General features: G+C 60.8%; 21 protein-coding genes. 15 read left to right on the top strand and 6 right to left on the bottom strand.

Going from position 1 to position 24,154, the window contains the following annotated elements:
* Window positions 1–33 precede the first annotated feature (33 nt).
* The 3 genes from HDG32_RS24670 to HDG32_RS24660 are packed head-to-tail and all read left to right on the top strand — an operon-like array spanning window position 34 to window position 3,662.
* Window positions 34–1,416 carry a hypothetical protein gene (locus HDG32_RS24670; protein WP_184071414.1) on the top strand — a complete coding sequence of 461 codons (1,383 nt, stop codon included), beginning with the start codon at window positions 34–36 and terminating at the stop codon, window positions 1,414–1,416.
* Complete coding sequence (locus tag HDG32_RS24665; protein ID WP_184071412.1) at window positions 1,401–2,567, top strand: glycosyltransferase; 1,167 nt, start codon at window positions 1,401–1,403, stop codon at window positions 2,565–2,567. The genes HDG32_RS24670 and HDG32_RS24665 overlap by 16 nt, the downstream gene beginning before the upstream one ends.
* A 36-nt stretch (window positions 2,568–2,603) precedes the next feature.
* The gene (locus tag HDG32_RS24660; protein ID WP_184071410.1) at window positions 2,604–3,662 is read left to right on the top strand and encodes an IS630 family transposase; all 1,059 of its coding nucleotides are present in this window, start codon (window positions 2,604–2,606) and stop codon (window positions 3,660–3,662) included.
* A 170-nt stretch (window positions 3,663–3,832) separates the two neighbouring features.
* Here HDG32_RS24660 and HDG32_RS24655 read toward each other — a convergent pair whose 3' ends face one another.
* Window positions 3,833–4,783 (bottom strand): GDP-L-fucose synthase, encoded by a 951-nt coding sequence (locus tag HDG32_RS24655; RefSeq protein ID WP_184071409.1) that lies wholly within the window; start codon window positions 4,781–4,783, stop codon window positions 3,833–3,835.
* A 395-nt stretch (window positions 4,784–5,178) separates the two neighbouring features.
* Between HDG32_RS24655 and HDG32_RS24650 the strand changes: the two genes are divergently transcribed.
* Window positions 5,179–5,700 (top strand): hypothetical protein, encoded by a 522-nt coding sequence (locus HDG32_RS24650; RefSeq protein ID WP_184071407.1) that lies wholly within the window; start codon window positions 5,179–5,181, stop codon window positions 5,698–5,700.
* Complete coding sequence (locus tag HDG32_RS24645; protein WP_184071405.1) at window positions 5,697–6,857, top strand: DegT/DnrJ/EryC1/StrS aminotransferase family protein; 1,161 nt, start codon at window positions 5,697–5,699, stop codon at window positions 6,855–6,857. Before HDG32_RS24650 ends, HDG32_RS24645 begins: the two co-directional genes overlap by 4 nt.
* Window positions 6,858–7,080: 223 nt before the next feature.
* On the opposite strand, the gene HDG32_RS24640 is transcribed toward HDG32_RS24645, so the two are convergent.
* Entirely contained in the window at window positions 7,081–7,848 is a 768-nt protein-coding gene (locus HDG32_RS24640) for a class I SAM-dependent methyltransferase (RefSeq protein ID WP_184071403.1), read from the bottom strand.
* A 245-nt stretch (window positions 7,849–8,093) separates the two neighbouring features.
* Between HDG32_RS24640 and HDG32_RS24635 the strand changes: the two genes are divergently transcribed.
* The 3 genes from HDG32_RS24635 to HDG32_RS24625 all read left to right on the top strand — a co-directional run bounded on the left by HDG32_RS24635 (window position 8,094) and on the right by HDG32_RS24625 (window position 10,922).
* Window positions 8,094–8,315, top strand: coding sequence for a hypothetical protein (locus HDG32_RS24635; protein ID WP_184071401.1), 222 nt, complete (start codon window positions 8,094–8,096; stop codon window positions 8,313–8,315).
* 4 nt (window positions 8,316–8,319) lie between these two features.
* Entirely contained in the window at window positions 8,320–9,330 is a 1,011-nt protein-coding gene (locus HDG32_RS24630; RefSeq protein ID WP_184071399.1) for a GlxA family transcriptional regulator, read from the top strand.
* Between the two features lie 323 nt (window positions 9,331–9,653).
* Entirely contained in the window at window positions 9,654–10,922 is a 1,269-nt protein-coding gene (locus HDG32_RS24625; protein WP_311540341.1) for a glycosyltransferase family 1 protein, read from the top strand.
* A 136-nt stretch (window positions 10,923–11,058) separates the two neighbouring features.
* On the opposite strand, the gene HDG32_RS37080 is transcribed toward HDG32_RS24625, so the two are convergent.
* Complete coding sequence (locus HDG32_RS37080) at window positions 11,059–11,283, bottom strand: NAD-dependent epimerase/dehydratase family protein (protein WP_409259722.1); 225 nt, start codon at window positions 11,281–11,283, stop codon at window positions 11,059–11,061.
* Between the two features lie 125 nt (window positions 11,284–11,408).
* Between HDG32_RS37080 and HDG32_RS24615 the strand changes: the two genes are divergently transcribed.
* Window positions 11,409–11,546: a hypothetical protein gene (locus tag HDG32_RS24615; RefSeq protein ID WP_184071585.1), complete on the top strand. Its 138-nt coding sequence runs from the start codon at window positions 11,409–11,411 to the stop codon at window positions 11,544–11,546.
* Between the two features lie 144 nt (window positions 11,547–11,690).
* Window positions 11,691–13,175, top strand: coding sequence for a mannose-1-phosphate guanylyltransferase/mannose-6-phosphate isomerase (locus HDG32_RS24610; protein ID WP_184071571.1), 1,485 nt, complete (start codon window positions 11,691–11,693; stop codon window positions 13,173–13,175).
* A 450-nt stretch (window positions 13,176–13,625) separates the two neighbouring features.
* On the opposite strand, the gene HDG32_RS24605 is transcribed toward HDG32_RS24610, so the two are convergent.
* Window positions 13,626–14,414, bottom strand: a complete 789-nt coding sequence (locus tag HDG32_RS24605; RefSeq protein WP_184036620.1) for an IclR family transcriptional regulator — start codon at window positions 14,412–14,414, stop codon at window positions 13,626–13,628.
* Window positions 14,415–14,555: 141 nt separating this feature from the next.
* Between HDG32_RS24605 and HDG32_RS24600 the strand changes: the two genes are divergently transcribed.
* From HDG32_RS24600 to HDG32_RS24580, 5 genes are all read left to right on the top strand, one after another.
* Window positions 14,556–15,830 carry an aromatic ring-hydroxylating dioxygenase subunit alpha gene (locus tag HDG32_RS24600; protein WP_184071569.1) on the top strand — a complete coding sequence of 425 codons (1,275 nt, stop codon included), beginning with the start codon at window positions 14,556–14,558 and terminating at the stop codon, window positions 15,828–15,830.
* 105 nt (window positions 15,831–15,935) lie between these two features.
* Window positions 15,936–16,718 carry an SDR family NAD(P)-dependent oxidoreductase gene (locus HDG32_RS24595; RefSeq protein ID WP_090806258.1) on the top strand — a complete coding sequence of 261 codons (783 nt, stop codon included), beginning with the start codon at window positions 15,936–15,938 and terminating at the stop codon, window positions 16,716–16,718.
* Between the two features lie 14 nt (window positions 16,719–16,732).
* Complete coding sequence (locus HDG32_RS24590; RefSeq protein WP_184071397.1) at window positions 16,733–17,695, top strand: PDR/VanB family oxidoreductase; 963 nt, start codon at window positions 16,733–16,735, stop codon at window positions 17,693–17,695.
* A gap of 92 nt (window positions 17,696–17,787) precedes the next feature.
* The gene (locus tag HDG32_RS24585; RefSeq protein ID WP_184071395.1) at window positions 17,788–19,047 is read left to right on the top strand and encodes a nitrate/nitrite transporter; all 1,260 of its coding nucleotides are present in this window, start codon (window positions 17,788–17,790) and stop codon (window positions 19,045–19,047) included.
* A gap of 107 nt (window positions 19,048–19,154) precedes the next feature.
* Entirely contained in the window at window positions 19,155–20,261 is a 1,107-nt protein-coding gene (locus HDG32_RS24580; RefSeq protein ID WP_184071393.1) for a porin, read from the top strand.
* Between the two features lie 36 nt (window positions 20,262–20,297).
* Here HDG32_RS24580 and HDG32_RS24575 read toward each other — a convergent pair whose 3' ends face one another.
* Both HDG32_RS24575 and HDG32_RS24570 read right to left on the bottom strand, forming a co-directional pair.
* Entirely contained in the window at window positions 20,298–22,895 is a 2,598-nt protein-coding gene (locus HDG32_RS24575) for a response regulator (protein ID WP_184071390.1), read from the bottom strand.
* A gap of 16 nt (window positions 22,896–22,911) precedes the next feature.
* Entirely contained in the window at window positions 22,912–24,144 is a 1,233-nt protein-coding gene (locus HDG32_RS24570; RefSeq protein WP_184071388.1) for a hypothetical protein, read from the bottom strand.
* Between the last annotated feature and the right edge of the window lie 10 nt (window positions 24,145–24,154).

The raw sequence follows: 24,154 nt of genomic DNA, 5'->3' as shown, positions 1-24,154 counted from the left end.
GCCGAGTCGGCGTGTAACTCAGGAGCGTGTGGAATGTCGCCGCGTTTCGTATTTTCACTCGCAGTCTTTACGGTCTTCGCGGCAGGCTTGGCACAATACGCGGATCAGGCGCTTGGCGCGCTCGGCACCGGAGCAATCAACGTCTGGAACTTAAATTCGGCCGCCATGGATGACGCAGGTGCTGTCAAGTACGTGAAGGACGCGAGCATCGCCTTGATCGGAGTCGGGTGGCCTCTTGCGCTCGGTTTGAATCGCTTTCGGGGGGGGATGCGTACGTTTATTCTGATGTTCTTCACGTGGATTCTTTGCATCGTATCGGTGGGACTCGTGCCGTTCATCGCAGGTTGGACGCCATTGTTCTTCCTACCTGCGGGATTGCGCTGGGTTCTGCTGATTCATGCGTCATTCGGCCTGTTTTTGTTCGCGAGTTTGCTGCCGGCCGAGAAGCAGGGACAAACGGCCCTCGTCCTCGCATTGCTCGCGCTTGCCGCATTGGACTTTTACGTTGTCCTGCGACAATGGATACAACTCGGACAAATACAGCAAGTTCTATTTACGCAGGATCGGTACACGGGCCTGTTCAGTAACGCGGCGCTAGCAGGCATGTATGCGATTTCGCTTGCAAGCATGGTGCTCATTCTGGACCGCGCCCGGCTGTTGTATCGGCTTATATTGCTCTCCCTCGCAGTCGCGATTGCCGTCTCTTCGGGAACGCGATTCGCTATGCTCAGTATCGCGTCCATCGTCGGCGTAGTAGTTTGGGAAACGCTTGGGGGACGGCTGAGCCGTAATGATCGGATGCTGCTGGTGGTGACTGCGCTACCGATCGCTATTTGCCTCGCAATCGTTGGCTATTCTCACATGGTGGAAGCGGTCGGCCGCGGTGATGTGCTGACTGATCAACTCGACGAAGGCGGTCGTTTATCCAACCTCGGGAAGATAGCGGAGCAGTTGTCAGAGGCAACTCCGGGAGAACTCTTTTTGGGGCGGGGCCTCGGCGTAGGCACGAACACAGCCGTCATGCTCCTCCAGCGTGCGGGCGTCGACCCTGAGCAATACCGGTTCAATCAGATCATCGATAACGCCTTCGTGACGATGCAGTTTCAAATCGGAATTGTGGGTATGCTAATTTTCGCGACGGGTGCGACGGCGTTTTTCTGGCGCATCCGTCCGCGCCATTCGAGGCGTCAGTCAGTTCGATATGTGGTGTTCGTTGGGATCACGATTGCAGCCTGCATGGACGTCAACCTATTCGAGCAGTATCCACTGGTGACGACTCTGATGCTCTGCTTTGGGGACATCTACGGGTGCTCTCTCGGCGCGTATTTGTCCACGCGTCGATCACGTGGCGTTGACTTGCCTGGCACTGAAGCAGGAGTCGCTGACGTGGAGCAGCAGAAATGCTTGTTTTCATAGCGCCTTACAGCGCCTCTAATCGTGGGGCGAATTTGAATCTGGGCGCCGCACGCAAGGTGGAGTTTTTTCTGGCGTTGGCATCGCAACTTTCCAAGGATGTTCTTTTGATCAATACGGGCCACATAGAGGCAGGATGGTCACGTAGAAAATTTCGGGATTCCGTCATCGGCACGCAACGCATTCGGGAGATTTCGCTTCGCTGCTACCCTGTAAGGCCCATCGGCAAGCTGCTGAACCTCTTCGAAGTCTTGGCGCTGAGCGATGAGATAGCGAAGGTCGGCAAGCCCGAAGCCGTATGGATCTATAACGCTTACGCGTTCGAGTCGATGCTCGCTCGCGTGCTGACGCACCGGTTCGGTGCGCGTCTGATACTCCAGTTCGAAGATTGGCTGCTTTCTCGTCGCCGCTGGCATCCGAAGCCGTTGCTCGACTTCATCGCATGGCGATACGTATTACCCGCTCCATCGTTATGTCTTGCGGTTAACGATCACTTATCGACACGCGAACATCAACGCAGCGGTTGTCCCGTGGTGCTGTGTCCGGGCGTGGTGTCGGACGATCTCATTGAAGCTTGTGGACAGCGGCGTCCATTCTCGCGAACGGCAGATGCTAGAACGATGGTTGGCTATTTCGGTGGGCTGAGCGTCGAGAAGGGTGCTGACGTGGTTCTCGACCTGATCCGGAAGTCCGGCGGACGCCTCATGTTTCACGTCTGCGGAACGGGTCCGCTGGCACGCGAGTTCGTAAGGCTGTCCGCCGAAGATTACCCGGTGCACTTCCACGGTCGGGTGGACGAAAGAGTCTTGTTCAAATTGATTTCCGACTGTGACGTGCTGGTGAACCCGCATGTTTCGATAGAGAAAATGGGTAACGGGGTCTTTCCTTTCAAGGTTGTCGAATATGTCGCGTCGGGAAGATTGGTCATTTCCACCGAACTTCCCCCGATGAGCATGAAGGAGATTCACGACGCCATATGCTTTGTTTCCGCGGATGCAAGGTCCATCGCCGATGCGTTGGCAATCGCAGAGCAGACGTATCGCCGCAAACGCATGAGCATCGAGCGGGCAATGAAAGCAGCCGCCCAACTTCTGACGCGAGACGCGCTAGAAAGGTCGATATCCACGGCTTTGAGCAGTCGAATCAAGGACTAGCATTGAACCAATGAAATTGCACTGAGCTAATAGTGCATGGGCAAAATGAATCTGAGCGAAACCGAGCGCGAAGAGCTGATGTCGATGCAGCGCAGCCGCACGATGGCCGTTGGCCAGGTGAGGCGTGCGCGGTTGATCTTGCTGCTCGACGAAGGAGCCTCGCGTGCGGCGATCATGGCGGAATTGCGTTGCGATTCGCGTTTCATTACAACGTGGCAAATGCGTTTCACCAGTGAGCGTTTGGCTGGTTTGTACGGCAGACATCCAGGCCGGGCACCGCGACCTGAGCTGGCGGTTCTTGAAGCGAGAGTGCTCGACTACACACTGCGACGTAAGCCGGCCGACGGCTCGACACACTGGAGCAGCCGCAAACTGGCGGCACAGTTGGGCATGGCCTTCATGACGGTGCAGCGTATTTGGCGCAAGCACGACATTCGGCCACATCGCCTCGATACCCACATGGTGTCCAACGATCCCGACTTTGAGGCGAAGGTAGCCGACGTGATCGGGCTGTACCTCAATCCGCCGTTGCATGCGGTGGTGTTCTGCGTGGACGGGAAGACAGCCATCCAGGCGCTGGATCGCAAGGACCTGATGTTGCCGCTCTCGCCTGGACGCGCCGAGAGCCATGGCTTTAAATACAAACGCAACGGCACCGTGAGCCTGTTAGCCGCATTGAATGTTGCCACCGGTGAGGTGCTGGGAAAAACCGCGCCACGCCATACCAGTGCCCAGTTTGTTGCGTTCCTCACGGAGGTGGTATGGGCACAGCCGCGCGGAAAGGAGATTCACGTGATCTGCGACAACGTGAGCAGCCACAAAACCAACGCCGTTCAAACATTTCTGGTTGACCATCCGAAAGTGTCGATACATTACACCCCGACGTATTCGTCATGGCTGAATCAGGTCGAGAACTGGTTTGCACGCATCCAGCGCGACGACATTGCGCGTGGCGTATTCACGAGCACCAAGGATCTCAACAAAAAGCTCATGTGTTATATCTGTCAATACAACAAGCAGGCGCGCCCATTGAAATGGAAGTACTCCGATCCATCGCGGCGAATCCGGCGCAATTCATCCGCTTCAACGGACTAGGCCGACGCTTTGATCAAGCCGCTCTAACCGGAATGACCTGTCGTGGCCTTGAAAGTGACATGATTTGCTGGCATTGAGGGACAGGAACCGCAGTCGGCAGACGGGTACCCTGGATACCAGGGGCGGAACTTCAATCCGTGGTGCAGGATCGCGCACGCCGCGTGAATGCGTCAGGCGCTGGCGAGCCCGGTACGCTGCACGTTATTCTCGAAGTCGGCGTAGGTTGAGGCGATGCCCTCTCTGAGCGTAATCGTGGGCGCCCAACCCAGAGCGGCGAGCTTCGATACGTCGAGCAACTTTCGCGGCGTCCCGTCGGGCTTCGACGAGTCGAATTTCAGCGATCCAGAAAAACCGACGACATCGCAGATCAGTCGTGCGAGGTCGGCAATCGCTATGTCCTTTCCATATCCGACATTAAACATGCCCTCGACCAGGTCGTTGCTCAGCAGGACGAGAACCGCGGACGCCAGATCGTCTACATGAAGGAATTCCCGTCTTGGCAATCCGGAGCCCCATACCGGGAGCGATTCGAGTCCGTTCAGCTTTGCCTCGTGCGCCTTGCGGATGAGCGCAGCCAGCACATGGCTGCCTTGAAGATCATAGTTGTCGTTGGGGCCATAGAGATTCGTGGGCATCACCGATATGAAGCGCGTTCCGTATTGCTTGTTATACGCTTCACAAAGCTTGAGACCCGCGATCTTTGAGATGGCATAGGCTTCGTTGGTTTGTTCGAGAGCGCTCGTGAGCAGGTAATCCTCTTTTATGGGCTGAGGGCAAAGCTTTGGATAGATGCACGATGAACCGAAGAACACGAGCTTCTGCGTGTGACTCTTGAATGCAGCATGAATCACATTGGTTTCGATGACGAGGTTCTCGTAGAGAAACGAAGCCGGCTGAGTCGAATTGGCATGAATTCCGCCGACTTTGGCTGCGGCCAGGAGCACGACGTCTATATGCTCTCGAGCGAAAAAATCCATCACGGCGCGCTGATCCAGCAAGTCGAGCGACTGTCTCGAGGCCGTGATCACGTGATGATATCCGGAACTGGCAAGGCGCCGTAGGAGAGCCGAGCCGACCATTCCCTTATGTCCGGCGACATAGATGCGAGAGCTTTTGTTCATGTGAATGGCCAATAGTCGAGAGAAACACGTCGGTCGGAACGTAAGTTGCCACGCCACTTGATTCAAAGGGCTACGACGTGCGATTTCATCAGCTTAGCAATGCGTATGGACCATTCAAGGTCATGGCGGACGGTGCCAATATATTGGCGCGGTCCGTGTGCGTTTCTCCGCGGTCGTTGCCGAGGATATAAAGATGCGGGAGGTGACGCTGCAACGTAATACCCCGGTCAGCCAACTTCATTCCGTATTCGGCCATCTGACCGTGTGACCGCCGACCCGATCCTATGCTTCGGGGACGCATGATGGACCTCCGTGGGCCAATTTATGTCGTACGCGGCCTTGCTCCCGAAAGGTTCGGTGTGTCGGGATACTAACGGCTCTCTTCGAGGAAAAAAATGGAAGCTCTATCGATAACGGGCAACGCAGAGGTCGTTCATGACTCGAATTTCGAAGTAGTCTCGTTCGAAGGTGAAACGCTCGCCATGATCATCCGGGATTCGTTCTCGAGAAGTGGTGTGAGTTTCTTTACTCCGAAGGAGTTTCCTCAGCAACTCGCGTACATGGAACATCCCGCCGGAAAAGTGATCGACGCGCATCTTCACTGCAAGTTGGTGCGGCAGATCGAATGGACGCAAGAGGTGCTCTTCGTCAAGCGTGGCCGTGTCCTGGTGAAGTTCTATACGGCCGATAAGGACTACCTGTCGAGCCGTGTACTGTACGCGGGCGATGTCATCTTGCTGGCGTCGGGCGGTCACGGCTTCGAGATGCTCGAGGACGCGTCTTTCTTCGAAGTCAAACAAGGGCCCTATATGGGAGAGCAGGAAAAATTGCGCTTCGCGTCCGCAAACCTGAGCCGATGCAGTGAAGCGAGTAACGGCCCAGGCGTCGAGCTTGAAGTTAAGGACGGCGCGCGATGATTCCGGTCAACGAACCCCTGCTCGACGGAAAGGAGCGCGTCTATCTGAACGAATGCATTGAAAGCGGGTGGATTTCTTCGGACGGGGCGTTCGTCGAGCGTTTCGAACGTGCGATGGCGGGTTACGTCGGCCGCAGACACGCGATTGCCGTCGCGAACGGCAGCGCTGCGTTGGACGTGGCGGCGGTGGCTCTGCGGCTCGGTCCCGACGACGAAGTTATCATCCCCACGCACACGATCATATCGTGCGCATCGGCCATTGTTCGCACCGGTGCCCGCTTGAGACTGGTCGACTCAAGTCCGGATACGTGGAACATCGACGTGACGAAGATCGAAAGCGCTATCACGAGCCGGACGCGGGCGATCATGGCCGTGCACACTTTCGGTCTGCCGGTGGACATGGCTCCGTTGCTGGATATCGCAAGGAAATACGGCCTCGTTGTGATCGAAGATGCCGCGCAGGCAATCGGACAAACCTATAACGAAGCGAAGTGCGGCAGTTTCGGCGATATATCGTGCTTCAGCTTCTACGCCAACAAGCACATCACGACGGGGGAAGGGGGCATGATCGTCTGCGACGACGACGAGCTGGCTACGCGCGCGAGAAGTTTGCGAAACCTGTGTTTCAAGCCTGAGAGGCGATTCGTCCACGAAGAGCTTGGCTGGAATTATCGGATGAGCAACCTCCAGGCGGCTGTCGGGCTAGCGCAATTCGAGAAGCTAGATGCGCACATCGCGCGAAAGCGCGAGTTGGGCCGCCGCTACGAAAGCCTTTTGCGGGGAGTGCCGGGAATCGGGATGGCGCCGGTGGCATTGCCATATGCCGAGAATATCTATTGGGTCTTCGGTGTGGTATTGGACGACAGCTTGCCCTTTGATGCCGACGAGCTCCGGTCCATGCTGGCGGAGGCAGGTGTCAGCGCGCGGCCGTTCTTCTGGCCGATGCACGAACAGCCGGTTTTTCTCAAGCAAGGGATGTTCAAGGGAGAGAATTTCCCGATTGCCGAACGCATGAGTCGAAGGGGATTGTATCTGCCGAGTGGTCTCGCGCTTACCGAAGCACAGCAGGACTACACGGTGGGCGTGGTGCGCGACATGCTGGCCACCGCCTTTTCGCGAAGTTTCTGCAACAGCAGGTCAAGTTCAGCGCGGTGCTGACCGACTGCTCGCCGCAGCAAATATGGCCCGTCACGCAACGGAACAAACACTTGATCCGGGTGGCAGGTGGTGGCACGCGGCTTTCGGCGAGCCGCTTTGACGCGATGCGCTTAGCCAGCGCAGGACTGCCCGGCGGTTCAGCCTCGACTCATCGACGAGGCTGGCTATGACATGCCATTCGTTGTATTTTCCGACGTTTTCTCGCTCGGGCTGTTTCCGAGCATCACCGTTTTCTCGCGACGAATGTCGCTGAGAGATCGGTAGCACCCAACTCGCCGCCCATGCACTTCAAACTGTCCAGGACCTCGAATCCGCTGAGGTCCAGCATCAGTTCGATCTCGGGCTTGAACATGTAGCGCATCACATGCGTCTCGAGGACAGTTTCGACCGACTGCGTTTTCAAATCCGTTAGCAGGACGGTGTAGTTGAACGCGACAGTATTGTCATGGGGACGCATCGTGGGCTCGGCGATTTGTATCACCGCGGTTTCTTCGCTGGAGGCGCGTTTGATGCGTACGTCGGGCGGAGCGGCGAGGACCGCGGGACCGTACCAGCAATCGAACACGAACAGTCCTGATGGCCGCAGGTGCGTCGCAGCGGTGTGACACATCGCCATGAAATCGGAGTTGGTCGTTTGATAGCTCGCAACATGGAAGAGCGAGACGACTGCGTCGTAAAGTTCATTCGTGCGGACGATCCGCGCGTCGCCTTGCTGAAACGTCAGTCGCTTCGCTACTGCGCCTGGCAGAGTGGTACACCTGGCAGCGGCTCGGGCAAGCATATCGGCGCTCATGTCAACGCCAGAAACACAAAATCCCGCGGCTGCGAATTCCGCCGCGTGGCGTCCGGTGCCGCAACCTAGATCCATCACGTGACCTCCAACTATTCCGTAGCGCCCGAGCAATCCGGTGACAAACGACGCTTCCGCCTTGTAGTTCTTGTCATGATAGAAAAGATCATAGTATTGCGAATATCTCGTGCTGAAGCTCATGAAGCGACTCCATGTCTGGTCGTATGGCGGTGGCGAAGTCACGCGTGACGCGAACGCACTCTTGTTTATTCGAAGGCAACCAAAGCCAAAGCTCAGGGTGCTCATGAGAAAGGGTATCTAGCGGGGATTTTCAGACTACATGCATGACCGTTTTCAGCAAGGTGTTGACGGGTCGTTTCCTTGCTGAAGCATTCGCCGTCTGATCGGTCTATCGCTCAGCAAGTCCAGTGGGTCGGGAAACCCTGATGAGCGGCTTTATGGTTTTCACTTTCAGCGCTGAAGAAATCAGACGATGTTTTGGTCTTGTTGATACTGGGAGCGACATTCTCGGCCAGAAACATGCTTTTGGCGGACACCGCGGCAATGGTGGACCGAATATGGCACTAAGCTCACGAGGTCATACGCTTTCCACAGCGTTCCAACGCAAGCCAGAGCAGCGATCTGGAACCGAAGCAAAATGGAGGTAACGGCATGTCCCACGCTACCAGCTTAGGCGATGCAGGAAATAACGGTATTTTCCACCGATTTAAAGAACGCGCAGTCAAGCTCATAGGAATTTTGTTGTACGACGGTTTTTCGCTGCTGGAAGCGGGCACCCTTGCCGAGGTGCTTCATATCGCCAACGAGATTCAGTCTCGCAGCCTGAGAAGAAACGCAACTTACAGCGTCCGTCTAGTCTCTGCCTGCGGTGGGATGATAGCCTGTTCGTCATCCGTTTGCGTTTGGACCGAGCGCCTGGGCGGCCAGCGGTTCCAAGGCTTCGACGCACTGTATATTGCGGGCGGACCCGGCGCAAAGCGTGCAGCCGCCGACGAGGTGCTCATTGGGTTATTGACCATAGCATGTTCGCAGACCGGCGTCGTCAACCCTCTCGGCAACGGCGACTTGCTGCTGGCGGCAGCGGGCATTTCTCGCCGCGATTGGGCTTCGGTCGATCCGGGCATCTGGAGTCCGGAGACGTCTAACGTCGCGGCGTCGACCGAAGGCGGCGATGCGCTGATCAACTCGCTCGCGCTCGTGAAGCGGGACCTCGGATACGACATCGCGACAGCGGTTGCCGATCACTTCACCGTCTCCAAAGATCAGAATTTGACGACCATGCTGAGCACCATGGGAACGAACACGCAGGCGGAAAAGGCACAGGAATCCGCGCGCTGGCTCGAGCGAAATTGCGGACGCCCGGTTTCAATAGGCGATGCGGCTCGTACGGTGGCGATGAGCGAGCGGAACTTCCTGCGTCTGTTCAAGCGCGAGATGGGAGTGACACCGTCGGAATATCTTTTGCGAGCGCGCCTCGATCTCAGTTGTGAACTGTTGGTCAGAAGCGACTTGCCGATAGACAAGATCGCTCGCAGGGTTGGACTGACGAATGGCGAGCGGCTTTCGAAAGTGTTCAGGAGGCAATTCTCGATGTCGGCGACGGAATACCGCTGTCGAAAGAAAAGCGGCGCCACGGTCGATCCTGTGGAGAGGTCCGCTTAGGAACTGGCCAGGGAAAGTTTCGCCGCGAGACGAGGAGGCCTTCGAATCAGTTGGTCGGCATTCAGATTCAAATATTTTCGAGGAGAAACAGATCTTCGCGCATCTGTTCGCCTCGGAAGCTCGATGTCCGAGGGCCGCGTGAGCGTCATATGAGCCTTGCACAAGGGCTTTTCTCAGGAAGCCGTCGGACCGGCCAAATACCTGCCTTAATCAGTCACGAACGGCACCAGCAAGCTCGCGCAATCTAAATTCAAACCGAGCGCGAAAACCGTTGTCGAGCGCTGCAATCGTCATATAGATGGCCAAGAAACGTGGAGCGAGGAGTGACGAATTCAAACGGTTCCTTGGAACGGCCTATTCGCATGGTCGCGTTTATAGACTATGAACATACCTCTGGTGGAGGTTATCAGCAGGCGAAGAATGCTGCCTTGCTGCTAAAGAGTCTTCCGCCGGAACTTTGCGCGGTTGAGTTTGTGACGACGCGGCGATCCACCATCGATGATCTGCGACGCAGCGGCATTGAGCCTATTTTTTTTCCGGTGCCCCGCTTGCGCGGACTGGCGGCGAGACTCGGTTCAATATATAGCCGTGGAGGCCCGCGCGCGTTTCTGCGGAAACCGGGCAAGATGGCTTCGGTGGACCGCTTGCTTTCGGTGATGCGCGCGGACATTGCGTACTTCACAACGCCGTCCCACCTCGCACTGGCGATTGATCGATTCAACTACCTGTTCACCGTTTGGGATCTGTCCCACCGCGACGACGTCGAGTTTCCCGAAGTCCGGATCAAGCACGAATTCGAGCGTCGCGAATTTCTGTACGGATCTGCCTTGAAGAAGGCCTGCGGCATCTTCGTCGATTCGCCGGCCGGCCGCGAGAAGGTTGTCAGGCGATATGGAGTAGACAGCGAACGCGTGCATTTGATGCCATTCTCGCCCGCCCGCGCGACAGTGCTTTCCGAGGAGGCGTACGTGGAGCACTTCGTCGATGTCAAGACGAAGTACAAAATTCCGCGCGATCTGAAATACGTCTACTATCCCGCGCAGTTCTGGTCGCACAAGAACCATGTGTTTCTGTTGAAGGGACTGCACGCGCTGGAGTCCCGCTATGGCATCCGTGTAGGTGCGGTCTTCACAGGAAGCGATTTCGGCAACATGAGATACGTGCGTTCGGTCGCCGCCGATCTCGGTCTGGGCGAGCGTGTGTTCTTTCTCGGTTTCGTTCCGGACGGCGACGTGCCTTACTTGTATCGCGAGTCGATCGCGTTAGTGATGCCCACATATTTCGGCCCGACCAATCTGCCGCCACTCGAGGCGTTCAGTCTGGGCGTACCGGTCCTTTACCCGGACCTCGAGGCGCTGCGCGAGCAAGTCGGCGACGCGGGACTGCTGGTCGATCTGGCTCGGCCCGACAGCATGGCGGATGCGCTTTTCAGTCTGATCGACCAGCCTGCATTGCGCCAGTTGATGATCGAGCGCGGCACGCGGCGTCTTGCGAGCAACGATGACGCAGCCCGCTTGTCGACGCTAGCGCGGGTGCTCGAACGATATCGCACCCGTGCGGTGTGTTGGGGAGAGGAAGTCTGGATGAATTAGAGTACGGTGAGGTCACAGACGAGACGGGCAAGATCCGCGATTGCAGTGTCCCCGTCCGTATCCGATATTGAACACGCCTTCGGCCCCGTCGGCGTCGAGCAAGGCCAGTACGGCGGACCCGGGGTCGTTCTGCAAATCATCGTTGTCGTTCGGACATCACCGATATGTACCGCGTTCCGTGCTGTCGGTTATACCCCTCGCAAAGCTTGAGCCCGGCGACCTTCGCGATAGCGTAGGCTTCGTTGGTATGCTCGAAGCTGCTCGTGTGCAGGTACTCTTCCTTTATGGGCTGCGGGCAACACTTTGGATAAGTGCATGATGAACCAAAGAAGAGCAGATCAGGTGGTGCGTGTGAGACCACCTGGTACCGCGAAACTCGCTTCAGCCAACGTCATGGCATATTCGGTCAACCCGTCTAGTGACCCTGGAACTGCTCCTATGCTTGCAGACGCGTGAGGTCGTTCTCTCTTCATCAAGCGGGGCCGCGTGATGGTCAAGCTCTATACGGCCGATCGAAAATTCCTGACGAGCCGCGTGCTGTGCGCGGGTGATGTCATCTTGCTGGCGTCAGGTGGGCACGGGTTCGAGGTCATCGACGACGTATCTTTCATCGAAGTCAAGTAGGGCCCCTATGTGGGAGAGCAGGAGAAAGTGCGCTTCACGGCGAACCCATAACCGATGAATCGAATTGGCGATGCCGGGAAGTACGTGTTCGACGCAAGACCAGAGGGGTGGATGATGGAAGACGCGGTGAGTTCTGAAGACGCAATGGCAGCGGCGAAGGCAGAAGCGTCGCTCGGGCACTCCTGTCGGCGCATCGTCCCGGTCATTCTCGCAGGCGGATCGGGCACGCGCCTCTGGCCGATGTCGCGTGAGCAGTTTCCAAAGCAGTTGATCGGTGTGGTCGGACGGGATTCATTGCTGCAGGCTACCGTCACACGGATGGAGGGTTTCGTCGGCGGCTTCGACGTCGACACTCGGCCGATTATCGTGTGTGGGGAGGAACACCGGTTCCAGACAGAAGAGCAGGTGCGGGCGTGCGGCGTCTGCGCGAAGATTATCGTCGAGCCTGCGCGGCGCGATACGGCGCCGGCGCTCACGCTCGCGGCGCTCGCAGCCGTTAATCAGGATGACGACGCGATCATGGTGGTGATGCCGTCTGACCATTCCATCTCAGACATTCCGGCGCTGCATCGTGCGATCGCAATTGCCGCTGAATATGCCGAACGCTCCATGATCGTGACGTTTGGCGTTGCGCCCACACGGCCGGATACCGGCTTTGGCTACATCCGAATCGGCGACGCCCTCGAAAACGGCGCACATCTGATCGACCGCTTCGTCGAAAAGCCCACGACCGAACTCGCCGCGCAGTACGTCGCTGCAGGCACCTACTGGTGGAACAGCGGCATCTTCATCGTGCGAGCGGGCGTGTGGCTCGAAGCGCTAGCCAAGCTCAACGGCGACATGCATGCGGCCTGCACCGCGGCGTTCGCGGAAGGCAAGGCGGACGACAACTTCATTCGTCCTTGCCCGTTTCAGTTCGGCCGTGTGCCGGCGGATTCCATCGACTATGCGGTAATGGAGCACATCGGCGCGGCCGGCTCGCCTTGCAAAGGCGTGGTCGTGCCATTGGCGGCGGGATGGTCGGACCTCGGATCCTGGGATGCCGTATGGGAAGCGATGGAGAAGGACGGGCTCGGCAACGTCGCGAGCGGGCGTGTCGTTTTCGAAGGCGCGACCTCGAGCTATGTGCGCGCCGAGGGCGGGCGCCTGGTTGCATGCGTTGGCACCGCCAACGTAGTCGTCGTCGACACGGACGACGCCGTGCTCGTCGCCGACCGCTCACACGCGCAGGACATCAAGACGCTGGTGGCGCGCTTTCGCGAGCAGCGCGCGCCTGAAGCCGAGACGCACCGGAAGGTGCGCCGTCCGTGGGGCTTCTACGATGCGATCGAGCGCGGCGAGCGGTTTCAGGTGAAGCGCATCGTGGTTGCGCCTGGCGCTCGCCTGTCATTGCAGATGCACCACCATCGCGCCGAGCACTGGGTCGTCGTGCGCGGCACCGCGCTCGTGACACGGGGCGAGGACCAGTTTCTTCTTTCAGAAAACCAATCGACCTTCATTCCGCTCGGCGTGCAGCATCGGTTGGAGAATCCGGGCAAAGTGCAGCTCGAAATCATCGAGGTTCAATCGGGCAGTTATCTCGGCGAGGATGATATTGTGCGCCTGGACGACTGCTACGGTCGAATTTGACCCTATCGCATTGCATAGTGCATCGGACCAATCCTATCGACTTGAGGATTGCCACATGATGGCAGCGTCTCACTGCTCATTGGAGATGATTCTGCTGTGTCTCGCCATTCGGACGGATCACGACGGGCGCGGTTGCCCGTATCGTGCACGTGTCCGATGGCGCACAGGGCGTACAGCCGGTCAACAACGCTAGCGACCAGCTGTTTAACCCAGGCAAACCAGGCTATCAACGATGTCGCCAATAACGCTTATGCCGGCATCGCAGCGGCAATGGCTATGCCGAACATAATGCCGTCCGGTCCCAGGCGCACGGCGCTCGCGGGGCGCGTGATAAACGCACAGCCAGAGGCGTGAGGTTTCGGCTTCAGCCCTGAATCAGCGGGAGCCCGAGCAAAGCGTCGACGTTTCTGACGACGCTCCCGGCGTTAGCCGGCGCCTTTGAGGCCGATTTCACCGACGTGCCGTACCCGGCGGCCGTCCAGTTTCCCCTTGATGCCCAAGCGCACGCGACAGATTGCCCACCTCGCGCTTGAGCAACTCCGCGAACTGCGCGACGCGCTCATCGGTTACGCGCACGCTCGGCCCGAAGATGCACACCGAACCTGCCACCTGGTTCGCGCCGTTGAAGAACGGCGCGGCTACCGCGACTGCGCCGGCGATCAGCTCGTGATGGCTGGTGCCGAAGCCTCGTGCGCGGACCGCGTCGAGATCGGCGGCTAGCGCCGCGACGTCCTGATCCGGATCGGTCAGATAGCGCCGCAGATCGTCCTTCGACAGCGGCATCTGCGAAAGAATCGTGCGGCCGCTCGCGCCGAGCACGAGCTTCTCGCGATAGCCGACCCCGCGCCGGAAACTCAGCGGCTGCGGACTTTCCAGTTCGGCCACGCAGATCCGGTACGTCCCCTCCGGCACGAACAACGCGACCGTCTCCGATGTCGCTTCCCAAAGCTCGCGCAGCATCGGCTGCGCGAGCTGCGCGATCGTATTGTTCGCCATCCACGCGTGCGCGAGTTGCGCGACCGAACTGCCGAGCCTGAAGCGTTGCGGCTCGCCCGACGAGGCGAGAAAGCCGTTCTGTTCGAGCGTATTCAGCAGGCGGTACAGCGTCGGTCGGCTCAGGTCCACGCGGGTCAGCAGCTCCGCGACGGTCAATTCTTTGTCCCCAGGTCGGTACGCCAGAAGAATTTCTAGCGCCCGTTCGACTGCCCGCACATTTTCGTGCGGCTTTTTTTCTTCCATTTGAAATTTCCTTTCTGCAGCGGTCCGCGTCGATTGCACATTGTAGTGAAAGTCCCTAGCCGCAAGAACTTGACGTCGATCAATCTGTCCGTACAATGAGAATACATTCTCATACAACGGACAACCGGATTCGGAGGAATGATGGACAAGAACATGTCGGAAACTCTGGTTCGCACTGGCCCAGGCACGGCGATGGGCGATCTGATGCGCCGCTACTGGGTGCCGGTGCTCCTCGCCAGCGAAATCGCAGAGCCTGATTGCCCGCCGGTGCGCGTGCAGATCCTCGGCGAAAAGCTGCTCGCTTTTCGCGATTCCGACGGCCAGCCGGCGCTGATCGACGAGTTCTGCTCGCACCGCGGCGTGTCGCTGTACTTCGGCCGCAATGAAGAGAACGGCATCCGCTGCTCGTATCACGGTCTGAAATTCGACCGCAACGGCAACTGCGTGGAAGTGCCGTCCGCGCCGCAGGCGTGCAAGCACATGGGCATCACCGCGTATCCGTGCATCGAACGCGCGGGCATCGTGTGGGCGTACATGGGGCCGAAGGACCGCCAGCCGGCGCCGCCGGATCTCGAGTGGTGCAATCTGCCGGAGAGCCACGTGTTCGTCTCGAAGCGGCTGCAGGAATCGAACTACCTGCAGGCGATGGAAGGCGGCATCGACACGAGTCACGTGTCGTATGTACACCGCTACGAAGTCGACGAGGACCCGATGCACCAGGGCACGAAGGCACTCGACTACATCAAGGCGGACGGCAACGTGATCTTCGAGATCGAGAAGCAGCCGTTCGGCCTCACGCTGTTCGGCCGCCGCAACGGCGAGCCGGATTCGTACTACTGGCGCGTCACGCAGTGGCTGTTCCCGTGGTACACGCTGATCCCGCCGTTCGGCGATCACTCGCTCGCGGGCCACGTATGGGTGCCGATCGACGATCACACCTGCTGGGCGTGGAGCATCAACTTCCGCCCGGACCGTCCGCTCGACGAGCAGGAACTGGCCGACCTGAACGCCGGCAAGGGCATTCATTGTGAGTACGAGGAGGGTGGCACGTTCCGGCCGAAAGCGAACAAGGACAACGACTACCTGATCGACCGCCAGGCTCAGAAGGAAAAGCGCGCGTACTCGGGCGTGTTCGGCTTTGCGATGCAGGACGCGTCGCTGCAGGAAAGCATGGGTCCGATCCAGGATCACAGCAAGGAAAAGCTGCTGCCGACCGACCGCGCGATCGTGATGGCGCGCCGCATGATGTACGAGGCGGCAACGGCGCTGGTGCCCGACACCGATCCGCCCGCGATCGACGCCGACCAGCAGCGCGTACGTGCTGCCGGCGTGCTGCTGCCGCGCGATCAGAAGCCGCAGGAATGGGCGGTGATCCATCTGCACGACGGCAAGGACCAGCCGATCTACTCGATCTGATGCACCGCGCAGCGGGACTTCGGTCCGGCTGCGCGTGTCGTCGTCTGGTCCGACTGGACCTTCTGCCCATTCCGCAAAAGGAGGCCGGCTGCGCGCCGGCATGCAATGCAGCAACGTAAAAGACTCGAGGACAAGGTCGCGCTGATCACCGGCGGCGGAGGCGGCATCGGTGCCGCGACCGCGCGCGTGTTCTGCGCGGAGGGCGCCGCGGTGGTGCTCGTCGATGCGAACCCGGAGGCGCTCACGCGCGTCGCCGACGAACTGAAGGCGGCTGATCCGTCCGCGCGTGTCGAGACGTTCGCGGCCGACGTGTCGCACGACGCCGATGCGGTGCGCGCGGCGCAACTCGCCGCCGATTCGTTCGGCCGGCTCGACGTGCTGGTGAACAACGCGGCGATGCGCAACTACAGCGCGCTCGCCGACGCGACGCCGGCCGAGTGGCAGGCGATGGTGTCCGTCAATCTGGTCGGCACATCCAACTATTGCAGGGCAGCGCTGCCGTTCCTGCGTCGCGCGGGCCGCGCGAGCATCGTCAACGTGTCGTCGTGCTACGCGGTGACCGGCCGCAAGGGCATGGGCCTGTACGACGCGACCAAGGCCGGCATGCTCGCGATGACCCGCACACTCGCGTTCGAGGAGACCGCGAACGGCGTGCGCGTGAACGCGGTGTGCCCGGGTTCGACGCTCACCGAATTCCACATGAACCGGGCCATTGCATCGGGCAAAAGCGTCGAAGTGCTGAAGACGCAACGCCAGGACACGTCGTTGATCGGCCGTTGGGCGTCGCCCGAAGAGATCGCATGGCCGATCCTGTGGTTCGCGAGCGACGAGGCTTCATACATAACCGGCACGACACTGATGGTCGACGGCGGCCTGTCGGCGATGTGAGCGGAGGAGGTGGCATGAACATGACCGATTCCACGCTGATGGTGCGTGTCGCCGCACGGCGCGACGAAGCCGATGGGATTGCCGGCTTCGAGTTCGTCGACATCGACGGCCGCGACCTGCCGCCGTTCGAGGCGGGCGCGCACATCGACGTCTATGTGCCCGGTGGGCCGGTGCGGCAGTACTCGCTGTGCAACGCGTCTCGCGAGCGTCACCGGTATCAGATCGCGGTGTTGCGCGCCGCCGGTTCGCGCGGCGGATCGCAGCGCATGCACGACGCGGTGAACGAAGGCGACGCGATTCGCATCGGCGTGCCACGCAATCACTTTCCGCTCGCCCGGCATGACGCGAAGCCGCTATTGCTCGCGGGCGGCATTGGCGTGACGCCGATTCTCTGCATGGCGGAGCAACTGGCGGCAATGGGCGCGGCGTTCGAAATGCATTACTGCGCGCGCTCGAAGAGCCGTGCGGCGTTCGTCGAGCGAATCGCCGCGTCGTCGTGGGCGGACAACGTGCAATACCACTTCGACGACGCGCACGGCATGCTCGATCTGAACGCACTGCTGACGGACGGCGGCGCGGACCGGCATCTATATGTGTGCGGTCCGCAGGGCTTCATGAACGCGGTGCTCGACACGGCCCGCTCGCTCGGCTGGAGTGACGATCGTCTGCATTACGAATACTTCGCGGCGGCGCAGCCGTCGGGTGATGGCACGTCGTTCGACGTGCGGCTCGCGCGCTCGGACCGCGTCGTGTCGATTGCGGCCGATTGCACGGTCACCCAGGCGCTCGCGGCGGCGGGCGTCGACGTGCCGGTGTCGTGCGAGCAGGGCATTTGCGGCACCTGCGTCACGCGGGTGCTCGAAGGCGAACCTGACCACCGCGACCTGTTCCTGTCGCCAGAAGAGCAGGCCCGCAACGATCAGTTCCTGCCGTGCTGTTCACGCGCGAAGTCGAAGGTGCTCGTGCTCGATCTGTAACCGTAATCGCCGGCCCGGCCGCCAGGCGCGGTCGGCGCCATTCATCAGAAAGAAAACGGGCGGCCGCTGGCACGCCCGGCATCGGAGGAGTCATGGAGAAGAATCTGGCGTCGTCGGAGGCTATGCCCGCGAGCGTCTGGACCGGGAACGATGCGAGGGCGGCGAGTAGCGCCGACACGAGCCCGTATCGCTGGGTCGCGTTGTTCATCGTCTGGGCCGCGTTTCTGCTCAGCTATGTGGTCCGCGTCGCGTGGAGTACGGTGGCCGCGCCGGTCGGCGCGTCGCTCGGCATCGGCGTGTCGATGCTTGGTGCGTTCGTGACCGCGTTTTACGCGGGCTATGTGATCGCGAACGTGGTTGGCGGCATGCTGACCGATCTGCTCGGCGGTCGCGCGATGCTCACGCTTGCGCTGCTGCCGCTCGGCGTGCTCACGTTCACGTTCGGCTATACGCATTCGCTCGCATTCGGCATCGTGATTCAGGCCGCGATGGGTTTCGCGGCGGGCGCCGACTACTCGGCCGGCATGAAGATCATTCCCGCATGGTTCACGCGCGACCGTGGCCGCGCTATGGGCCTCTACACGACCGCGACGTCGCTCGCCGTCGTGATCGCGAATGCGGTCGTGCCGTCGTTCTCCGCGCGGCATGGCTGGTCGAACGCATTCCATATGCTCGGCATCGTCACGTTCGCGTGGGGCATCGTCACGTTGCTGCTGCTGAAGAACCGGCCTTCGAACGAAGCGAAGCCCGCGCGCAACAGCCTCCAGGAAATGCTCGGCCTGTTGCGCAACCGTAACCTGATCGCGCTGTCGATCGCGGGCTGCGGCGGGTTGTGGGCGACCGTCGGCTTCGGTGCATGGGGCAACGCACTGATGACGCGCCAATACGGCATTGCGCCGATCGTCGCCGGATCGATCGTCGCCTCGTTCGGCATCGGCGCGGTGATCGCGAAGCCGACGCTCGGCTGGATCTCCGACCTGCCTGGTGTGTCGCGGCGGATGATGTCGATCGGCTGCCTGATCGCCTTCGCGATCGCGCTGCTGGTGTTCGGCTACTGCTCGACGGTGCATCAGTTCTATCTGGTCGCGCCGGTTCTCGGTGCGTTCTCGTTCGGCTATCTGCCGGTGCTGATGGCTCAGGTCAGCGACGCATCGGGCAAGCGTCTCGCGGGCGCGAGCGCCGGCTGGACCAATGCTATCTGGCAGTCCGGCAGCGCGGTGTCGCCGATGGTGGTCGGCTCGCTGTATGGCGCGAGCCATTCGTTCATGCTCGCGCTCCTCACACTCGCGATCGGACCCGCTATCGCGGTCATCGCGATGTTCTTCGTCAACCCGCACATCGCACGCGAATGACCGATTCTCCGGTAGCCGACTCGGCCCCGCGCCGGCTACCGCGACGACAGAGGTCGGACGATAACTGATCCGCATCACAAAACAACTCACTTTCCAGCAGGAGACACATGGTGAAGCACAACCCTCTCGCCAGGCCGTCGAAGGTCCTTTTTGCATGTGGTATTGGTATCGGCATCAGCGGCGCGGCGCATGCGCAGTCGTCGGTCACGCTCTATGGCATCGTCGACTCGGGGGTGACCTACGTGACTCACGCTGTCACGTCGCAGGGATCGTCGGGCACGCAGGTCGCTCTCGGCACCGGCAACCGGCTGAATTCGCGTTGGGGTTTCACGGGCAAGGAAGATCTCGGCGGCGGACTGCGGGCGATTTTCACGCTCGAATCGGGCATGTCGATGAATACCGGTGCCCTGCAGCAAGGAGGGCGGCTGTTCGGCCGGCAGGCGTTCGTCGGACTCGAATCGGACCGCTACGGCGCGATGATGCTCGGCCGGCAGATGACGCCGATGTATCGCTACTTCCTCGCGCTCGACCCGCTCGGTTATTCGAGTTACGGCCTTTCCGCGCAGGACGCGCAGTTCGTCGGTCGCGCGGATAACGCGGTGTCGTATCTCGGCCATGTGGGACCATTCGAGCTGAATGCGCTCTACAGCCTCGGCTACGACGCAGTCACCTACAACGTGCCGGTGGCGGGCTCGTTCCGCGTCGGCAAGCAGTACGACATCGGCGGACGCTATGTGCAGGGGCCGCTGAATCTGACGTTCGTGTACGAGCAGCGGCAAGGCTCGGCCATCGCTTCATCGGGCGACAGCGAGCGCCGCTACGTGGCCGGCGGTTCGTATCAGATCGGCAAGGCGACGCTGTACGGCGGCTACGAATTGCTGCTGAACGACGTCCGGTCGACGCTCGCGGCATCGCCGCCGCAGTCGATGGCGTTCGCGGGCGTGCGCTACAGGGTGACGCCGGCGCTGGACCTTGCAGCCGCGACTTACTACCACGCGTATCGCCAGGTCGACGCGCACGCATTGAGCACCGGTGTCAACGCGGACTACTGGCTGTCGAAGCGCACGGCGCTGTACACCGACATCACGTATGTGATCAACAGCTCGAAGGCTGCGCTGAGTGCGACGGGGTGGGCGACTTCGGTCGCGACGACGACCGTGAAGACCGGCGCGAACCAGCTCGCTGTTGCGGTCGGCGTGCTGCACAAGTTCTGACTTCACGCTGCAAAGAGGGCGACCGAGGCCGCCCTCTCAATCGCTCAGTGCGTCGCGATGATCGCGCCGGCCTTTCGCCGACGCGTAATACCGCTGCAAGGCGTCGGTCGAGCGCGCGCTCAACGCGCGGATCTCGGCGTGCCAGTCGGTTTCCACTGGCCACTCACCGGCGATCACGCTTGGATAGATCTGCCGCGCGTAGCGATGCAGTGCCTTCGCGCCGATGTTGCCGCTGACGCCAAGCAACGCATGCAGGCTCGCGTGCGTCGCCTTGATATCGACGGCCGCGCTGTTGCCTGCGAGGCGCACGACGAGCGAGCGAATCTGTTCGATGCCGTTCAGGAACGATTCGTCAAGCAGATCGAGCGAGACCAGTTCCTTGAGGTGCGCTTCGTCGAGCAGGCTTTCTTCAGCGATGGTGGCGGCCGCGGGCGCGTTCGCAGTGGGGGGCAATGCCACCGGCGTCGCCGCAAAATCCGTTTGCGCGGCTCCGCCCGCGGTTTCCGTGATTCGTTGCGGAGCGTCCGCAACCAGCGCGCCGCGTGTGCCGAACTGCCGCGCGAGACATGCGTACAGCGAGCCGGCCTGCACCGGCTTGATCAACACCTCGTTCATCCCGGCGGCAACGCAGGCCTGCACCGCCTCGGCATCGGTGTGACTGGTCAGCGCAATGATAGGCAGCGTCGCGTAGGCATCGGTGCGCGCGCGAATCGACTTCGTCGTCTCGATGCCGTTCATGCCCGGCATGTTCACGTCCATCAGGATCGCGTCGATGAAGCCGTCTTCGTGCAGTTTGGTCAGCACCGCCTGACCGTGGTCGGCCTCGACGACGCTCGCGCCGCAGCGCTCCAGATACGCCTTCGCGACAAGCCGGCTGTAGGTGTCGTCGTCGGCGATCACAAAGGTTCTGCCGGCGAAGACATCGGGCAGTTCGCCCGGCTGACGATGCGCACCGTTGTCGAAGAGGGTCTGCAACGCGGTGAGCAGCTCCTGCACACTCGACGTCTTGCTGATGATCTCGTCCATGCCGGCGCGCCGCGCGCGCAGTCGCACCGCGATGCCCGGTTCGGCGGTATAGGCGGCGATCAGCACGTTGCGGTTCGGGCAGTCTCTGTCGGCGCGGAGGCGCTCGGTCGTCGTGTAGCCGTCCATCGCGGGCATGCTGATGTCCATCAACACGAGGTCGTAGAGCGGCGCGCGCCGCAACGTGGCGAGCGCAAGCTCGCCGCCCGACGCCTCGCTGACATAGGCGCCGGCCTGCGTCAGCACGCGGCGGGTGCGCGCGCGCAGCGTGTCGTCGTCGTCGACGACGAGCACGCGCTTGCCCTTGAACGCCGGCATCGCGCGTTCGAACAGGCGCCGCTCGTGCTCCTCGACCTCGTCGGCCGCTACCGGTGGAAAGCGCAGCGTGAACGCGGTGAACTTGCCGAGTCCCGATTCGCAGTCGATGCTGCCGCCGAACGCGCGCATCGCGCGCTGGCAGTACGCGAGCCCGAGCCCGGTGCCGCCCGCGTTGCCGGCCGTGCGAAACGGCTCGAACAGATGCTGCAGGATCTCGGGCGCGATGCCGGGGCCGGTGTCGCGTACGATCACCGAGTCGCGGTCGACGGTCAATGTGAGCGTCGCCTGCGGATACGCGACGATGTGATGCAGCGCGTTCTTGATCAGGTTGAACAACGTGAACAGATAGACCGTCTCGTCGACCTTGAACACGAAGTCGCGCCTGACGACGACGCTTACCTTCGCGCGTTCCTTGTCGTTGTCGAAGCCGTATTCGGCGAGCGCCTTGCGCGTGGTCGCGCCAGCATGGAGGTAGCTGAGACTATCCGGGCGGATCGATTTCGCGGCGACTTCGTCAAGCGTCATCGCGATGATGCGCAGGCCGCGCTCGATCGACAATTGCCCCTGCGCGAGGTGGTTGTACATCAGCGAGGCCGTGCCGTCGGTCAGCGTCGGCGCCGCGCCCGCTTCGGTCGCCGCGGGCAGCGCTTCCTCGACGCGGTCGAGCACGTGCCGCAACTGGCTCAGCGGATTGCGCATCTCGTGCGCGATGGACCCCGCGAGCGCCTGCAACGCGCGGTTCTTTTCGACGAAGATGCGTCCCTTGCTGATCGCATGACTGAACGCCATGCTGCACAGCACGACCACCGGCAGCAACGCGAGATTGGACTTGTCCTGCGCGCTGAGAACGACCGGCGTCGGCGCGCTCAACACGCCGGCGAGCCCGCCGGAAAACACGCCAATACCGATGCACGTTATCAGCAGCAGGGGGTTGTCGATACACAGCGCCAGAATGAAGATCATCATGACCTCGGTCATCATCCACATCGTGGAGAAACCGTTTCTGACGGTCAGGAACGTGCAGACGAACGGCAGCACGTAAATCAGACAGCAATGCCAGTAGATCAGCAGCGCGGGGTTGTAGCGCCTCGGCCAGCGCGCCTGGAACAGCAGGGGAACGCAGACGGCCGCCGCGCTGAGCCGCAGCAGCAGGTTGTCGTAAGGCTGCGGAAGGATGTAGGTCCAGACGACGTAATAGATGGGGTGACACAGGAGGCCGAGTGCGCCTCCCCATCGAATTGCGAACCTGCTTCGTTCCAGCATATCCCGCATGCTTTCGCGCGGTATCGCCATCAGGCCTCCGAGTTCATTAGGAACCCATCATTTCATGCGTATTGAATTGCTGTGATTCGACGCCTTCGGCGAGCGAATCGCCGTTCTTGCCGTGAAACGGTCCGACCGAAAAGCCATACTTCTTCAGGAGACCATGAGTATAAGAGACCGACCACACGGGCGGGCTGCCAATGATGAAATCGGAGGCGATACCTTCCTGCCATGCCGAATAGCCTTCGGCGAAGCAGGTATAGCAGTCGCGGGTGGATGGCAGCCTGAACGGGAACGCGGTGTCGAGTCCGGCGGGCCCGCGCGCGAAGCATTCAATATAGAGCGTATGACCGCGAGAAGCGAGTTCCGCTTCGACGCTTGCCGCGCGCGGATGCGAGTCGTCGATCCAGAATTGCGCGCGTTTGAGATCGGCCGCGCTCAGGTAAGGCACGCTCGTGCTGCTCGCGAGAATCGCGCCGTCGAAGTCCGGCAGCGGCGTGTCCGGACTGAACGTATGCACCGATACTTTCGATTTGCCGAGCAGGTCCGACGCGAGCAGCTCGTTCGCCTGATCGATCAGCAGGTTGATCTTGTCGGGCAGATCGATCAGCACCAGCTCCTTCGGCGCATCCTTGTAGAGCAGATACTTCGCGACCGTCTTGCCTAGCCGGCCGGCCGCGCCGAACAGCGCGAGCTTCGTGTTGCCGAGCTCGAGGTCGAGCTGTTCGCAGCAATGGATCGCCCAGTCCTTCAGCATCGCCGCGGTCGCCGCGTGGCCCGTCGTGATGTGAGGCGGCTTGACCGGCCGGGGCAGCGCGCCGTAGTTGCACGCGTAGGGCGTCGACGCGCCCATCGCGACCATGTTCAAGCCCGCCTTTCGGGCGAGCTCGAGCGCCGGAAAGAATTGCGTCTCGCGAAAGCGCTTGATGCCGCGCGGGCTGCCGAGCCACATTTCGAGCGGCACCGGGCAGGCGATATTCGCGCCGATCACCTGCGCGCCCGAATAGATCGGCGATGCGATGAAAGGCCTGGTTTTCCACAACTCCTCTTCGAACGATTCGCTTCGTTCGCGAACGTTGTGAAAAGAAAATGAAAGGGTTTCCCAATCGGTCGCGTGGAACAGAAAGCCGACTCCCCCCTGACGGGCCGGCAGGCTATCCCGGATCTGTTCCGGGTGAATTTCGTGCTTGAGCGCAAGCGGTGCACTATTCCGATGCAAAAGAAGTCCGGTTGGCTCGTTTGAAACAGGCGACACGTCTTTAAGGAGAGCGGTTTTCATTGGTTTTTCC

The organism is Paraburkholderia sp. CI2 (genome assembly GCF_014201055.1).
Taxonomy (GTDB): domain Bacteria; phylum Pseudomonadota; class Gammaproteobacteria; order Burkholderiales; family Burkholderiaceae; genus Paraburkholderia; species Paraburkholderia tuberum.
Note: the sequence above shows the minus strand (reverse complement) of the source record. Positions and strands in the feature narration are given on the sequence as shown.

Coding starts and splice junctions, on each gene's coding strand:
- HDG32_RS24665 (WP_184071412.1), top strand. CDS start 1,401: ATGCTTGTTTTCATAGCGCCTTACAGCGCCTCTAATCGTGGGGCGAAT.
- HDG32_RS24610 (WP_184071571.1), top strand. CDS start 11,691: ATGGCAGCGGCGAAGGCAGAAGCGTCGCTCGGGCACTCCTGTCGGCGC.
- HDG32_RS24645 (WP_184071405.1), top strand. CDS start 5,697: ATGATTCCGGTCAACGAACCCCTGCTCGACGGAAAGGAGCGCGTCTAT.
- HDG32_RS24600 (WP_184071569.1), top strand. CDS start 14,556: ATGGACAAGAACATGTCGGAAACTCTGGTTCGCACTGGCCCAGGCACG.
- HDG32_RS24630 (WP_184071399.1), top strand. CDS start 8,320: ATGTCCCACGCTACCAGCTTAGGCGATGCAGGAAATAACGGTATTTTC.
- HDG32_RS24570 (WP_184071388.1), bottom strand. CDS start 24,144: ATGAAAACCGCTCTCCTTAAAGACGTGTCGCCTGTTTCAAACGAGCCA.
- HDG32_RS24650 (WP_184071407.1), top strand. CDS start 5,179: ATGGAAGCTCTATCGATAACGGGCAACGCAGAGGTCGTTCATGACTCG.
- HDG32_RS24575 (WP_184071390.1), bottom strand. CDS start 22,895: ATGGCGATACCGCGCGAAAGCATGCGGGATATGCTGGAACGAAGCAGG.
- HDG32_RS24660 (WP_184071410.1), top strand. CDS start 2,604: ATGGGCAAAATGAATCTGAGCGAAACCGAGCGCGAAGAGCTGATGTCG.
- HDG32_RS24605 (WP_184036620.1), bottom strand. CDS start 14,414: ATGGAAGAAAAAAAGCCGCACGAAAATGTGCGGGCAGTCGAACGGGCG.
- HDG32_RS24595 (WP_090806258.1), top strand. CDS start 15,936: ATGCAGCAACGTAAAAGACTCGAGGACAAGGTCGCGCTGATCACCGGC.
- HDG32_RS24590 (WP_184071397.1), top strand. CDS start 16,733: ATGAACATGACCGATTCCACGCTGATGGTGCGTGTCGCCGCACGGCGC.
- HDG32_RS24640 (WP_184071403.1), bottom strand. CDS start 7,848: ATGAGCTTCAGCACGAGATATTCGCAATACTATGATCTTTTCTATCAT.
- HDG32_RS24635 (WP_184071401.1), top strand. CDS start 8,094: ATGAGCGGCTTTATGGTTTTCACTTTCAGCGCTGAAGAAATCAGACGA.
- HDG32_RS24655 (WP_184071409.1), bottom strand. CDS start 4,783: ATGAACAAAAGCTCTCGCATCTATGTCGCCGGACATAAGGGAATGGTC.
- HDG32_RS24585 (WP_184071395.1), top strand. CDS start 17,788: ATGGAGAAGAATCTGGCGTCGTCGGAGGCTATGCCCGCGAGCGTCTGG.
- HDG32_RS24670 (WP_184071414.1), top strand. CDS start 34: ATGTCGCCGCGTTTCGTATTTTCACTCGCAGTCTTTACGGTCTTCGCG.
- HDG32_RS24580 (WP_184071393.1), top strand. CDS start 19,155: ATGGTGAAGCACAACCCTCTCGCCAGGCCGTCGAAGGTCCTTTTTGCA.